Source organism: Streptomyces sp. NPDC001852 (assembly GCF_042891825.1).
Taxonomy (GTDB): Bacteria; Actinomycetota; Actinomycetes; order Streptomycetales; family Streptomycetaceae; genus Streptomyces.
The window spans coordinates 456,090-469,237 of sequence record NZ_JBIATN010000003.1 but is presented as its reverse complement, the minus strand read 5'-3'; the positions used below and the strand labels follow the sequence as shown (position 1 = coordinate 469,237).

General features: G+C 72.5%; 11 protein-coding genes and 2 pseudogenes. 11 read left to right on the top strand and 2 right to left on the bottom strand.

Translation table 11 applies throughout. From position 1 onward, the window contains the following. Window positions 1–104 precede the first annotated feature (104 nt). The 6 genes and pseudogenes from ACFYZB_RS07540 to ACFYZB_RS07515 all read left to right on the top strand — a co-directional run bounded on the left by ACFYZB_RS07540 (window position 105) and on the right by ACFYZB_RS07515 (window position 5,897). Window positions 105–1,055 (top strand): winged helix-turn-helix domain-containing protein, encoded by a 951-nt coding sequence (locus tag ACFYZB_RS07540; protein WP_388755469.1) that lies wholly within the window; start codon window positions 105–107, stop codon window positions 1,053–1,055. 216 nt (window positions 1,056–1,271) lie between these two features. Continuing rightward, the gene (locus ACFYZB_RS07535) at window positions 1,272–3,566 is read left to right on the top strand and encodes a phosphotransferase family protein (RefSeq protein WP_388755466.1); all 2,295 of its coding nucleotides are present in this window, start codon (window positions 1,272–1,274) and stop codon (window positions 3,564–3,566) included. 9 nt (window positions 3,567–3,575) lie between these two features. Further along, entirely contained in the window at window positions 3,576–4,190 is a 615-nt protein-coding gene (locus tag ACFYZB_RS07530; RefSeq protein ID WP_388755465.1) for a TetR family transcriptional regulator, read from the top strand. A gap of 38 nt (window positions 4,191–4,228) precedes the next feature. Next, window positions 4,229–4,725 (top strand): annotated as a pseudogene (locus tag ACFYZB_RS07525) (RraA family protein); the annotation flags it as partial. 12 nt (window positions 4,726–4,737) lie between these two features. Continuing rightward, window positions 4,738–5,214: pseudogene (locus tag ACFYZB_RS07520) on the top strand (HAD domain-containing protein). Window positions 5,215–5,357: 143 nt separating this feature from the next. Next, window positions 5,358–5,897: a DUF6817 domain-containing protein gene (locus ACFYZB_RS07515; protein ID WP_388755462.1), complete on the top strand. Its 540-nt coding sequence runs from the start codon at window positions 5,358–5,360 to the stop codon at window positions 5,895–5,897. A 60-nt stretch (window positions 5,898–5,957) separates the two neighbouring features. Here ACFYZB_RS07515 and ACFYZB_RS07510 read toward each other — a convergent pair whose 3' ends face one another. Continuing rightward, on the bottom strand, window positions 5,958–8,327 hold the full coding sequence (locus ACFYZB_RS07510) for an ATP-binding cassette domain-containing protein (RefSeq protein WP_388755459.1): 2,370 nt from the start codon (window positions 8,325–8,327) through the stop codon (window positions 5,958–5,960). 173 nt (window positions 8,328–8,500) lie between these two features. Here ACFYZB_RS07510 and ACFYZB_RS07505 point away from each other — a divergent pair, with 173 nt between their 5' ends. From ACFYZB_RS07505 to ACFYZB_RS07485, 5 genes are all read left to right on the top strand, one after another. Then, window positions 8,501–9,067 (top strand): carboxymuconolactone decarboxylase family protein, encoded by a 567-nt coding sequence (locus ACFYZB_RS07505; protein WP_388755456.1) that lies wholly within the window; start codon window positions 8,501–8,503, stop codon window positions 9,065–9,067. Further along, on the top strand, window positions 9,064–9,930 hold the full coding sequence (locus ACFYZB_RS07500) for an RNA polymerase sigma-70 factor (protein WP_388755453.1): 867 nt from the start codon (window positions 9,064–9,066) through the stop codon (window positions 9,928–9,930). Before ACFYZB_RS07505 ends, ACFYZB_RS07500 begins: the two co-directional genes overlap by 4 nt. A gap of 90 nt (window positions 9,931–10,020) precedes the next feature. Beyond that, entirely contained in the window at window positions 10,021–10,497 is a 477-nt protein-coding gene (locus ACFYZB_RS07495) for a helix-turn-helix domain-containing protein (RefSeq protein ID WP_351213749.1), read from the top strand. A 76-nt stretch (window positions 10,498–10,573) separates the two neighbouring features. Next, on the top strand, window positions 10,574–11,161 hold the full coding sequence (locus ACFYZB_RS07490) for a hypothetical protein (protein WP_388755451.1): 588 nt from the start codon (window positions 10,574–10,576) through the stop codon (window positions 11,159–11,161). 120 nt (window positions 11,162–11,281) lie between these two features. Further along, window positions 11,282–11,626, top strand: coding sequence for a DUF2516 family protein (locus ACFYZB_RS07485; RefSeq protein WP_388755665.1), 345 nt, complete (start codon window positions 11,282–11,284; stop codon window positions 11,624–11,626). Between the two features lie 162 nt (window positions 11,627–11,788). Here the strand turns inward: ACFYZB_RS07485 and ACFYZB_RS07480 are convergent, their stop codons facing one another. Further along, window positions 11,789–13,090, bottom strand: coding sequence for a PP2C family protein-serine/threonine phosphatase (locus tag ACFYZB_RS07480; protein ID WP_388755449.1), 1,302 nt, complete (start codon window positions 13,088–13,090; stop codon window positions 11,789–11,791). Between the last annotated feature and the right edge of the window lie 58 nt (window positions 13,091–13,148).

Genomic DNA, 13,148 nt, shown 5'->3' with positions numbered 1-13,148 from the left:
GGCAGCATGCCCGGCCAACTAGATCCAGTAACCGGGTGGTTGACTTGACTGCTTGACTGACCGGTAGGAGTTTGCCGCTGGTGCCCGCGAGGTACGTACCGCCTGTGACGGTGGATCGGAAGGACGAGGCCGGCGAGGCCGGCGGCCACGAGTTTCTCCGGGTCGCGGAGGAACTGCGGGCGCGGATGGCCGACGGCTTCTATCCGGTGGACGCCTATCTGCCCTCCCAGACCACGCTCGCGAAGGAGTTCGGGATCTCCCGGGACACCGTGCAGCGGGCCCTGCGTGTGCTGCGCGGCGAGAAGTGGATCGAGTCCCGGCAGGGCAAGGGCTCGCGGGTGGTGCGCAACCAGCGCATCCAGTCCTCGACGCCCCGGGCGAGCAGGTCCCGGCACCAGCTGACCCTCGGGCCGCTGATCGCCGAGGCGTTCGAGCAGCCCGAAGTCACGCTGGACATCTACACGTTGACGTCGGAGAGCCTGGACACCCACATCCATGCCCAGGCGGAGCGGATCCGCGCCAGGATCATCAGCCCCCGGCGTATCGCGCTCCGCCTGATCGTCCCGTCGGCGATCGACACCCTGCCCTATCCGCGAGGGGTGAACAGGAAGGACGACGCACGGCTGCGCGCACGGCTGCGGGGCATCGCCGAGACCCACATCGCCTCCCTCGACAAGGTCCTCGGGGAACTGCACACCGAGAAGCTCGTCCCGGAGGTGGAGTACGAGTTCCGCCATGCCCCCTTCGCACCCACGTTCAAGCTCTACCTCATCAACCGCTCCGAGGTGCTGCACGGCCTCTACATACCGCTCGTCCGCCCGGTGATGCTCGACCCGCGAGAGGAGGTCGCGGCGGTGGACGTCCTGGGGCTCGGCGCGACCCTCACCCACCACGTCCGCGACGGCCGCGCGGACTCGCCGGGGACGACCTTCGTGGAGGGCATGACGGCGTGGTTCGAGGCCATGTGGGAACTGCTGACCGACGAGGCCGGCGGCGTCGGCGGTTCGAGTGGCACTCGAGGCGATGAGGCCCGCACGGCGGCCGGTATGGGATAGCATCCGCCCTACCGTCTGAGCGACCGCTCAGGTTTTTCGCGCAAGGGATGGCGAACGGGCCCGCCCCGGCGACTTGGCGCGGACGAGCGGCGGACCACCCGCCCGGCTGCTCGTCCGGCCCCGCAGGTTGTGTCGTTCGTCGGCCGGGGAGTTAGCGTTTCCCCGACCTGTCCCGTCCCCGTCCCGTGCAGCGCGATCGAGACCCCGGAGCGGCCAGTGGGCGCACCACCCGTCCCCCGCGACATGGCCGGGGCGCGCGCCGACCGGGCCAGGCCCGACGCCCTCTGCCGGGCGTTCGTGGCGGAGGCCGCCGCGCGGGGCCGCACCAGCGGCGGTTTCCACAACCAGAACTACGTGCTGCCCCTCACCGAGCCCATGGCCCGGCTGCTCGGCCGGAAGGCGGGCACCCTGGTGACCGTGCGGCTGCCGCGCGCCGGCGCGCTGCCCGTGGTGATCCGGACCTGGCCGAGCGAGGCGGAGATCCTGCGGGCCATCAAGGGCGTGCTGCCCGACGTGCCCGAGTGCCTGACCCAGGGGGACGGCTTCGCCATCCACAGCTATGTGGAAGGCGTGCCGCTCTCCAGCGTCTGCCCGGCCGGCAAACCGGTCGACGGCCTGCTGGTCGGGGCGCTGGCGGACCTGCTCGCCCGGACGGCCCAGGTGCGGGGGCCCGCGCTGCCGCCCCTGCCGTCCCTGTGGCCCCGGAACCACACCGACAGCCAGGGTTTCCTGCAGACCCTGGCCCGCATGGCCGACCTGCAGATCCGCAAGCCGAACTGGCGCCGTTTCGGGGGCCTGTTCGCCGCTCTCGGCATCCCCGAGGACGCCCTGGCCCGGCTCGCGGAACGCGTCCCCGCCATGTCCCGCCGCCCCTACGGCCTGCTCCACGCCGATCTGCACCGCGACAACGTGATCATGTCGTACGGCGGTGACGCGCCCCTGATCTGGGTCGACTGGGAGCTCGCCACCTACGGCGACCCGCTGCACGACCTCGCCGTCCACCTGGTCCGGATGCACTATCCGGACCACCAGTGGGACGAGGTCGTCGAGGCGTGGGCGTGCGCCATGGGCCGGGTGCGGCCGGCGGCGGTGAGCGGCGTGGCCCGGGACCTGCGGCACTACGTGGCCTTCGAACGGGCGCAGTCGGTCTACCCCGACGTGATGCGGGCCGCGACGTCGCTGGAGGAGGCCTTCGACCAGAAGAGCCTGGACGAGGCGACGGCGTGGGTGCACCAGGCCGTGCAGGCGGCGGCGGAGCCGCTGCGGCTGGGCCGGGTGCCGGGGCGGGAGGAGATCGAGCGGATCCTGTTCCGCTGGCGGGCGGCGTCCGTACGGCCCGGTGCCGGGACGGGCGCCGGTGCCGGGACGCAGGCCGGTGGTGGGCGGTTGCGGGGTCCGGTCGCCCGGGCGATCGACTGGAAGCCGGACCGGCGTGTGCCGGAACACCCCGGCTTCCCGCACTCCGCCGTGGCCGACTCCCTGGTCCTGGAGGGCGCGGCCCCGGCCCACCGGGTGTTCAAGGGCACCGCGCACCTCAACACCGTGCTCCGGGTCCCGGGCACGCCGTTCCCGGTCGTCGTACGGCGCAAGGTCGCGCACGTCACCCGGCGCGAACGCAGCTTCCTCAGCGAGCACGCCGTGCTCCAGGCGATCGAGCGGTCGGGGGCGGCGGTGGCCGCGCCCCGGGTGCTGGCGCTGGGGGAGAGCCACTCGGAGAGCCTCTCCGGCATCCGGACCTACTCCGGGGACCTCTTCGCCGTCCACACCTACGAGGGCCCGCCCGACGTGGACCGGCGGCCCCGGCACCCGGTGCACGGGCTGCTCCCGCACGAGGCGGACCGCCTGGTCGACCAGCTGGCCGCGCTGACCGAGGTCGACTACACCCCGGTCGACCCGCTGGCCGGCCGGCCCGGCTTCTACGCCTGGCTGAGCGACCAGCTGGTGGCGCTGGTGGCCCGGCTGCCCAAGGAGTCCCAGCAGCTGGCCCGCTTCCTCGGCCTGCCCGACGCGGCCCGGCTGCGCGAGATCCTCGGCCGGCACGAGGTCACCGACCGGGCCGCCGCCCTGCTGCACGGCGACCTCAACCCCTGGAACCTGGTGCGCCGCGACGACGATCTGGCGCTGACTCTCATCGACTGGGAGCTGGCCGTGGTCGGTGACCCGCTGTACGAGCTGGTCCGGCACATGCACCTCACCCCGACCCGCCCGGAGATCCGCGACCGCATGTTCCGCCGCTGGGAGAGCCGGCTGGCCCCCCGGTTCACCAGGAACTGGCAGGAGGACTGGCGGGTGTACCGGTGGATCGAGATCGTCCGTTCCGCCTACGTCGACCTCGACCGCCTGGTCACCGGCGCGAGCCTGGACGCCCCCAACGTCCGCCGCGCGGTGGACTCCTACGCGATGACCCTGGCGGCCGCCACCGCGTCCCTGGGGCTGTCGTCGCGGCGCCGCACCAACCCGTACCTCACCCGCGCCCTGGCCTGGCCGACCCGCCCGGGCGGCGCTGCGTAGGCTCCCCCCATGGGTGAGATGGGCCTGCGTGAGCGCAAGAAGCGGCGGATGTACCAGGACGTGTCGGACATCGCCGTGCGGCTGTTCCTGGAGCGGGGCTTCGACGCGGTGTCCGTGGCCGAGGTGGCGGCGGCGGCCGGGATCTCCAAGCCGACGCTCTTCCGGTACTTCCCGGCGAAGGAGGACCTGGTCCTGCACCGGATCGCGGACCACGAGACGGAGGCCGCGCGGGTGGCGGCCGGCTCGGCCGACCCGGTGGACGCGCTGCGCCGGCACTTCCTCGCCGGTCTCGAGCGGCGCGATCCGGTCACCGGGCTGAACGACCATCCCCAGGTGCTCGCCTTCCACACCCTGCTCTACGGCACCCCGGCCCTGGTGGCGCGGGCGCACTCCCATCTGGAGCGCTCGGAGGCGGCGCTCGCCGAGGCGCTCGGCGGGGGGCTGGACGCGCGGCTGGCCGCCGGCCAGATCGTCGCGGTGCAGCGCATCCTCGCCCAGGAGAACTGGCGGCGGGTCGCGGCGGGGGAGCGCCTCGAGGACGTGGAGGCGGACGCCGTACGGGCGGCCGAGCGGGCCTTCCGGCGGCTGGGGGCGGGGCTGCCGGAGCTGCGGCAGGCGCAGTGAGACTTGATTAAAAATATAACTCGGTAACGTTTTGCGCGGCGTTCACCGTCAGCTGCCCGCCGGGCGACTACTCATGCTGCACGCGGCCGTGCACCGTGCCGCGCCCGGCTCGGTCGTCGTGGTCGAGTCCGGCGACCTGGACTACGCGCTGGCCGGGGGCAACGTGTGCGCGGTCGCCCGGCGCCGCGGGGTGGCGGCGTTCGTCGCCGACGGCCTGATCCGCGACCTGGCCGAGGTCCGGGATCTGGCCTTCCCCGTCTTCGCCCGCGGGATCATCCCCGTCCCCGGCGCCAAGAAGGCCGTACGACCGCTGAACGGGCCCGTGCGTTGCGGGGGCGTACGGGTCGAGTCCGGGGACGTGGCCGTGGCCGACGAGGAGGGCGTGGTGGTCGTGCCGGCCTCCCGCGCGGAGGACATCCTGCGGGCCGCCTGCGCCAAGCTCGCCAAGGAGGCGGACGAGACCCTGGACGACTGGGAGAAGGCCCATCGGGCGCGGATCGACGAGATCCTCGCGGCACAGGGCTTCCAGGGCTGATCCTGGACGGTGATGCTGCTCTTCCTCGATGTCGACGGCCCGCTGATCCCCTTCGGCGGGGGCCCCTACCCGCGGTACGCCGGTCCCTCGGCGGCCGGCGCCGGTCACCCGCTGCTGCACCGGGTCGATCCGGCGCTGGGCCACCGGCTGGCCGCGCTGGCCTGCGAACTGGTGTGGGCCACGACCTGGACGGACGAGGCCAACGCCGTCCTCGCACCCTGGCTCGGCCTGCCCGCGCTGCCGGTCGTTGCCTGACCGGACGAGGACGAGCCCTCCGGCCCGCTCCACTGGAAGACCCGGCCACTGCTCGCCTGGGCGGCGGGCCGGCCCTTCATCTGGCTGGACGACGAGATCACCGCCCCCGACCGAGCCTGGGTCGCCGACCACCACCCCGGCCCGGCCCTGCTGCACCGCGTCGACCCCCGGCACGGGCTGACGGCGGCCGACTTCGGCGCCTTGGAGGAGTGGCTGGCGGTGAGGGGGCGGTGATCGGGGGAACCGCCGGGGTGGGGCGGGGAGTGGGGTAAGCGAAAGCTCGGGTCCGTGTAGGCGGACCGAGGATTGACCGCCCGTACCGGCCGCCGGAGGATCGGCAGGGCGATGTCCCGTGGACCGACGGACGGAGGAGACCCGTGCCGGATTCCCGAGCCGCCGCGGTCGCGTTCCTGCGCGACCTGGGAGCCGCCGAGCTCGCCCATCCGGGCGGCACCCTCCTCGCCCATCTCCAGCGCGTCGAACGGCAGTTGGCGGAGTGGGACGCGCGCCCGGCTCTCCGCCTCGCGGGCCTGTGCCACGCCTGCTACGGAACCGACGGTTTTCCCGAGGCCCTGCTGCCGCCCGACCGCCGTACCGGACTCGCTGCCGTCATCGGTCCCGAGGCCGAGGCGCTCGTGTACCTGTACGGCTCCTGCGACCGCAGGGTCACCTATCCGGTCCTCGCCGAGGCCGACGGGGTCTTCCGGGACCGGTTCACCGGCCGCGCCCATGTCCCCGGGCCCGGCCCGCGCGGGGACCTCGCCGAGCTGACCGCCGCCAACGAACTCGACCTGGCCCGGCTGGATCCCGCGTTCCGCGCTCAGTGGGGATCCGCTCTGCTCGCCCTCTTCACCCGGTTGCGGCCCCTGCTGAGCCCGCCGGCCTGGTCGGCGTGCGAGACGGTGCTGGCCGTCTAGGGGTGGGTCGCTCGCCCGCGCGTGCGGGGTGGCGCTCGGCTCGACGGCGCTGAACCGCCCTCACATCCCTACGTACTTGGCCAGATGTTCCCCCGTCACCGTCGAGCGCGCAGCGACCAGCTCGGCCGGGGTTCCCTCGAAGACCACGCGGCCGCCGTCGTGGCCGGCGCCGGGGCCGAGGTCGATGATCCAGTCGGCGTGGGCCATGACGGCCTGGTGGTGTTCGACGACGATGACCGACTTGCCGGAGTCGACCAGGCGGTCCAGGAGGGCGAGGAGTTGTTCGACGTCGGCCAGGTGCAGGCCCGTCGTCGGCTCGTCGAGGACGTAGATTCCGCCCTTGTCGGCCATGTGCGTCGCCAGCTTCAGCCGCTGGCGTTCGCCGCCGGAGAGCGTGGTGAGCGGCTGGCCGAGGGTGAGGTAGCCGAGGCCGACGTCGGACATGCGCTCCAGGACCTTGTGGGCGGCCGGGGTGCGCGCCTCGCCCGCGGCGAAGAACTCCTCCGCCTCGGTCACCGACATCGCCAGCACCTCCGCGATGTCCCGCCCGCCGAAGGTGTACTCCAGCACCGAGGCCTGGAAGCGTTTGCCCTCGCACTCCTCGCACGTGGTGGCGACCCCGGCCATCATCGCCAGGTCGGTGTAGACGACCCCGGCGCCGTTGCAGGTGGGGCAGGCGCCCTCGGAGTTGGCGCTGAACAGCGCCGGCTTCACCCCGTTGGCCTTGGCGAACGCCTTGCGGATCGGCTCCAGCAGCCCGGTGTACGTCGCCGGGTTGCTGCGCCGCGAGCCGCGGATCGGGGTCTGGTCGATGGACACGACGTCCGCGCCCGCCGGCATCGATCCGTGCACCAGCGAGCTCTTGCCGGAGCCGGCCACACCGGTGACGACGCAGAGCACGCCCAGCGGGATGTCGACGTCGACGCGCTGCAGGTTGTGCGTCGTCGCGCCCCGGATCTCCAGGGATCCGGTGGCCCCCCGCACGGTGTCCTTGACGCGGGCCCGGTCGTCGAGGTGCCGGCCGGTGAGGGTGCCGCTGGCCCGCAGCCCCGCCACGGTGCCCTCGAAGCAGACGGTGCCGCCCGCCGTACCCGCGCCCGGACCGAGGTCGACCACATGGTCGGCGATCGCGATGGCCTCCGGCTTGTGCTCCACGACCAGCACGGTGTTGCCCTTGTCGCGCAGGCGCAGCAGCAGCTCGTTCATCCGCTGGATGTCGTGCGGGTGCAGGCCGATCGTGGGCTCGTCGAAGACGTACGTCACATCGGTCAGCGAGGAGCCGAGGTGGCGGATCATCTTCACGCGCTGGGCCTCGCCGCCCGACAGCGTGCCCGCCGGCCGGTCGAGCGAGAGATAGCCGAGGCCGATCTCCACGAACGAGTCGAGGGTGTGCCGCAGGGAGGCGAGGAGCGGAGCCACCGACGGCTGGTCCAGCCCCCGTACCCACTCGGCCAGGTCGCTGATCTGCATCGCGCACGCGTCGGCGATGCTGACGCCCTCGATCTTCGAGGACCGGGCCGCCGCGGTGAGCCGGGTGCCCTCGCACTCGGGGCAGACGGTGAAGGTGACCGCCCGGTCCACGAACGCCCGGATGTGCGGCTGCATGCCCTCCTTGTCCTTGGCGAGCATCGACTTCTGGATCCGCGGGATCAGACCCTCGTAGGTCATGTTGATGCCCGCGATCTTCATCCGGGTCGGTTCCTTGTACAGGAAGGCCTGCAGCTCCCGCTTGGTGAAGTCGCGGATCGGCTTGTCCGGGTCGTACAGGCCGGACTCGGTGTAGAGGCGGTAGTTCCAGCCGCCGGTCTTGTAGCCGGGGATGGTGAGCGCGCCCTCGTTGAGGGACAGGGAGTCGTCGAAGAGCTGGGTGAGGTCGAGGTCGGTGACCGTGCCCCGGCCCTCGCAGCGCGGGCACATGCCGCCGGTGATGCTGAAGCTGCGCCGCTCCTTCACCTGCTGCCCGCCGCGCTCCACGGTGACCGCACCGGCACCGCTGATCGAGGCGACGTTGAAGGAGTACGCCTTGGGCGAGCCGATGTGCGGCTTGCCGAGCCGGCTGAACAGGATGCGGAGCATGGCGTTGGCGTCGGTGGCGGTGCCCACGGTGGAGCGGGGGTCGGCGCCCATCCGCTGCTGGTCCACGATGATCGCGGTGGTGAGCCCGTCGAGGACGTCGACCTCGGGGCGTGCGAGCGTCGGCATGAAGCCCTGCACGAACGCGCTGTACGTCTCGTTGATCAGCCGCTGCGACTCCGCGGCGATCGTGTCGAACACCAGCGAGCTCTTGCCGGAGCCGGACACCCCGGTGAACACGGTCAGCCGGCGCTTGGGGAGCTCCACGCTGATGTCCTTGAGGTTGTTCTCCCGGGCGCCGTGCACACGGATCAGGTCGTGGCTGTCGGCTGCGTGCGGTGCGGTGGCGTCGTCCATGGCGGTCACGGTAGCGGGGGCGGGCCGCCCGGCGCTTCTCGAATCCTGACGACCATCCCGACGATCCTGAGGGGCGCCTGTCACATCCGGGAGCCCTGCGGTGTCTTCATGCCGAACCGGTCAGCACATGAGTCGTACACCGGTCAGCACATGAGTCGTACGAGGAGGACACCATGACGCTCCGCGTCCCGAGGGCCCAGCTCACCCCCGAGCTCACCGAAGTCCTGAACGAGCAGTTCGGCACCGTGCCCGAACCGCTCGAGGCCACCTGGCACAACCCCGAGGTCGCCGAGGCGGGCCAGGAGATGGGGGCACGGGTGAGCGCCTGGAACGTGGCCGACGAGAGCCTGAAGTCGTTCGCGCACATGGCCGTCGCCGCACTGGTCGGCTGCAGCTGGTGCCTCGACATCAACTACTTCCAGGCGCGGAACAAGAACCTGGACCTGGCCAAGGCCAGCCAGGTGCCGCGCTGGCGGGAGTCGGACGTCTTCACCCCGCTGGAGCGGGACGTGATGGAGTACGCCGAGGCGATGTCCCTCACGCCGCCGGCCGTCACCGACGAGCTGTCCGCGCGCCTGCTGGACCGGCTCGGCGCGGCGGCGCTGGTCGAGATCACCGCGTCGATCGCCTTCGCCAACTACGCGACGAGGAACAACACGGCTCTCGGGGTCAGGTCCCAGGGCTTCTCCGACGCCTGCGAGATTCCCCTGGCCGCGCGTCCGGAGAACCCGGCTTCATGACCGAGGATCCCTTCCTCACCCACCGCAGCCTGCTCTTCACGGTCGCCTACGAGATGCTCGGCTCGGCGGCCGACGCCGAGGACGTACTGCAGGAGTCCTGGCTGCGGTGGGCCGGCGTCGAGCAGACCGCGGTGCGCGACGCGCGGGCCTACCTGGTCCGGATCGTCACCCGGCAGGCGCTCAACCGGCTGCGCGCCCTGTCCCGCAGCCGTGAGGACTACGTCGGCGAGTGGCTGCCGGAACCGCTGCTGACCAGCCCTGATGTCGCCGAGGACGTCGAACTCGCGGAGAGCGTGTCGATCGCGATGCTGACGGTCCTGGAAACCCTGGGGCCGGTCGAGCGGGCGGTGTTCGTGCTCCGCGAGGTCTTCGAGCTGCCGTACGGCGAGATCGGCGAGGCGGTCGGGAGGACGGCGGCCGCGGTACGGCAGATCGCGCGGCGTGCCCGCGAGCACGTGGCGGCCCGCCGGCCGCGGGTGCGGGTGAGCCGCTCCGAGCAGCAGGCCGTGGTGGACCGCTTCCTGGCCGCACTGCGCACCGGGCAGCTCGGGGAGCTGCTGGAGCTCATGGCCCCGGACGTGGTCATGGTCACCGACGGGGGCGGCGTGGTCGCCGCCGCCATGACGCCGTTCCACGGGTCCGCCGAGGTCGCGGCCGTGCTCGCGCGCGCCCACCGGCTGGTGGACACGCTGGAGACGACGGCGGTGTGGCTCAACGGCGCCCCGGCCGGCCGTATCGACTTCGACGGCGAGCCGAGCGCGGTGAGCCTCACGGTGGAGCACGGCCGGATCACCCGGATCCATGTGGTGCGCAACCCGCACAAGCTGACCCGCCTGCGGGAGACCGCCGAACTCGCCCGGTAGCTCCGCCCGCTGCCGCGTGCCCCACCCCGCGACACACTCTTGCAAGCAGGGTGCTTGCAATTGTTAGCGAGGATGGGGCATGGTGGAGGCATGGCATCGCTGAACGTCGGCAATCTCGGTGAGTACCTGCGCGAGCAGCGGCGGAACGCACAGCTGTCGCTGCGGCAACTCGCCGACGCCGCAGGGGTGTCCAATCCCTACCTGAGCCAGATCGAGCGCGGGCTGCGCAAGCCCAGCGCGGAGGTGCTCCAGCAGGTCGCCAAGGCCCTGCGCATCTCCGCCGAGACGCTGTACGTCCGCGCCGGGATCCTCGACGCCGAGCGGGACCGGGATGAAGTGGAGACCAGGGCGGTCATCCTCGCCGATCCCTCGCTCAACGAGCGGCAGAAGCAGGTGCTGCTCCAGATCTACGAGTCCTTCCGCAAAGAGAACGGATCCGGGATCGGCGAGCCCGCCGGCGACGAGGGCGGCGCACAGGGAGCGGACACCGACGGCACCGCCGTGCCGGGCACCGGCACGGCCGGCGGACACGATGTCGATGCAGGCCCGCGGCGGACGGCCGGATAACCGGACCAGGGCGCCGGCTCCCACCGCGGACCACACCAACCTCAGCCGAACGCGAATCCGGGAGGACCAGATCACCATGGCCATCACCGACGACCTGCGCAAGACCCTCAGCGACCCGACTCCGCTCTACTTCGCCGCCGGCACCGCCGACCTCGCCCTCCAGCAGGCCAAGAAGGTGCCCGCCCTGGTCGAGCAGCTGCGCGCCGAGGCGCCGGCCCGCATCGAGGCCGTGCGCAACACCGACCCCAAGGCCGTGCAGGAGAAGGCCGCCGCCCGGGCCAAGGAGGCGCAGGAGACCCTCCAGACCAAGGTCAACGAGTTCCTCGGCACCCTCGACGTCGACCTCAAGAAGTTCGGCGAGCAGGCCCAGGACCTCGCCCTGCGCGGTGTCGGCGTCGCCGCCGAGTACGCCGTCAAGGCCCGCGAGACCTACGAGAAGGTCGCCGAGCACGGCGAGCAGGCCGTGAAGAGCTGGCGCGGCGAGGCCGCCGAGGAGATCGAGGACTTCGCGATCGCCGTCGAGGGCAGGCCGGAGCAGGCCCAGGCCGAGCCGAAGCCGGCCGAGGCCCAGGCCGAGCCCGTCGAGAAGAAGCCGGTGGCGAAGAAGGCGCCGGCTCCCCGCAAGTCCACCACCGCGAGGAAGACGACCCCGCCGGCCAAGTGACCGGCAGCGGCGGGCGCACAACGGGATGACAGCGGGCCGGGCACCTTGGGGGTGTCCGGCCCGTTGTACGGGTACGGTGGCTGTACGGACGACTCGACTCGGGTGGTGGGCATTGTGCTGATGACGGCAGTCGGCGGAGTGATGTGGCTGATCTTCACCGCCATGCTGGCGCTCGCCATCGTGGCGTTCGTGATGGCCGCGATCTTCCGCGAGGACGCGTACCGCGCCGCGGACAAGCAGAACAAGGGCTTCTGGCTGATCATCCTGGGCATCGCGGTCGCTGTGAACCTGTTCGTGCCCATGCTGTTCCTGCAGCTCGCGGGCCTGGTCGCCTCGATCGTCTTCTTCGTGGACGTACGGCCCGCGCTGCAGCAGGTTTCCGGTGGCAGGGGCGGCCGAGGGTTCCGGCGCGGCCGGGGAAGCAGCAGCGATGGCCCCTATGGGCCGTACAACGGGGGCCGCTAGAGCCAGTCTCGCCGAAGGGCCGCTTGTCGGTCGCCGGGTGCGGGGTCCTACCTGAGGGGCGCGGGGCTGTATCGATGTGCGGCTCCGCCGCGTGGGCGCGAACGGCCACGACGCCGCCGCACGCGGCGGCGGCGCAGCACCCCTGCGGCGAGACCCCGGTTCCTACGGGGCCCGGTCCAACATCACCACGGCGACATCGTCCGTCAGCTCCCCGCCATTGAGCTCCCGCACCTCACTCACCGCGGCCCGCAGCAGCTCCTCCCCCCGCAGACCCTCGGAGAGCTGGCGGCGGATCATCGAGACCATCCCGTCCTGGCCCAGCCGCTCGCCGCCCGCACCGACCCGGCCCTCGATGAGGCCGTCGGTGTAGAGCATCAGGCTCCACTCGGAACCCAGCTCCACCTGCATCCGCGGCCAGCGGGCGCCGGGCAGCAGGCCGAGGGCGGGGCCGTTGTTGTCGTACGGCAGCAGCCGGGCCTGCCGGCCGGGGCGGGCGAGCAGCGGGGCCGGGTGACCGGCCAGGCACAGGCCCGCGCTGCGGCCGTCGGGGGCGATGTCCACCGTGCACAGGGTCGCGAAGATCTCCTCGTCGGCCCGTTCGTGCTCCAGCACCTGCTGCAGCGTGCCGAGCAGCTCGTCCCCGCACAGCCCGGCCAACGTCAGCGCCCGCCAGGCGATGCGCAGCTCCACGCCGAGCGCGGCCTCGTCCGGGCCGTGGCCGCAGACGTCGCCGATCATGGCGTGCACGGTGCCGTCCGGGGTGCGGACGGCGTCGTAGAAGTCGCCGCCGAGCAGCGCACGGGAGCGGCCGGGGCGGTAGCGGGCGGCGAAGCGCAGCGCGGAACCGTCCAGCAGCGGGGTGGGCAGCAGGCCGCGCTCCAGGCGGCGGTTCTCCTGCGCGCGCAGCCTGCCCTCGGCCAGGCGCCGCTCGGCCGTGTCGGAACGTTTCCGCTCCACCGCGTAGCGAATGGCGCGGCTGAGCAGCCGGCCGTCCAGCTCGTCCCGGAAGAGGTAGTCCTGCGCGCCCACGCGCACGGCCTCGGCGCCGCGCTCGGCGTCGCCGGAGGCGGTCAGGGCGAGCACGGCATGCCGGGGCGCGAGCCGGAGCACGTGCTTGAGCACGGCCAGCTCGTCGTCGGCGTCGCTGCCGCCCGGCGCCGACAGGGCCAGGTCCAGCAGGATGCAGTGGACGTCGTCGGTGAGCAGCCGCTCGGCCTCGGTGAGGTTCCGGGCGGTACGGACACGGATCGGCTTGCCGGCCGAGTCCAGCAGGTCGGGCACGATCGGCGAACCGGCCGGATCGTCCTCGATCAGCAGCAGGGTGAGAGTGGCGCCGGTGCCGTTCGTGGGCACGGCGTCGCGGTGGGCCTCGTCCTTGAGGGGGCCGCCTGCTGCGGAGGCGGCCGGCGCCTGACCACTCTCCACGGCCGGGATCGCTCGCTGCCGCGGTACGGGTACGGGCATCGTCCTGGGTTCCTTCCCTCCCCCCGAGGGCATGGCGGGCGTCGAGGGTCTCGAAGCC

What these genes read in the sequence shown, in the direction of transcription:
- ACFYZB_RS07495 (WP_351213749.1), top strand. Translation starts at nt 10,021, where the DNA reads ATGGCATCGCTGAACGTCGGCAATCTCGGTGAGTACCTGCGCGAGCAG.
- ACFYZB_RS07530 (WP_388755465.1), top strand. Translation starts at nt 3,576, where the DNA reads ATGGGTGAGATGGGCCTGCGTGAGCGCAAGAAGCGGCGGATGTACCAG.
- ACFYZB_RS07485 (WP_388755665.1), top strand. Translation starts at nt 11,282, where the DNA reads ATGACGGCAGTCGGCGGAGTGATGTGGCTGATCTTCACCGCCATGCTG.
- ACFYZB_RS07500 (WP_388755453.1), top strand. Translation starts at nt 9,064, where the DNA reads ATGACCGAGGATCCCTTCCTCACCCACCGCAGCCTGCTCTTCACGGTC.
- ACFYZB_RS07490 (WP_388755451.1), top strand. Translation starts at nt 10,574, where the DNA reads ATGGCCATCACCGACGACCTGCGCAAGACCCTCAGCGACCCGACTCCG.
- ACFYZB_RS07505 (WP_388755456.1), top strand. Translation starts at nt 8,501, where the DNA reads ATGACGCTCCGCGTCCCGAGGGCCCAGCTCACCCCCGAGCTCACCGAA.
- ACFYZB_RS07510 (WP_388755459.1), bottom strand. Translation starts at nt 8,327, where the DNA reads ATGGACGACGCCACCGCACCGCACGCAGCCGACAGCCACGACCTGATC.
- ACFYZB_RS07480 (WP_388755449.1), bottom strand. Translation starts at nt 13,090, where the DNA reads ATGCCCGTACCCGTACCGCGGCAGCGAGCGATCCCGGCCGTGGAGAGT.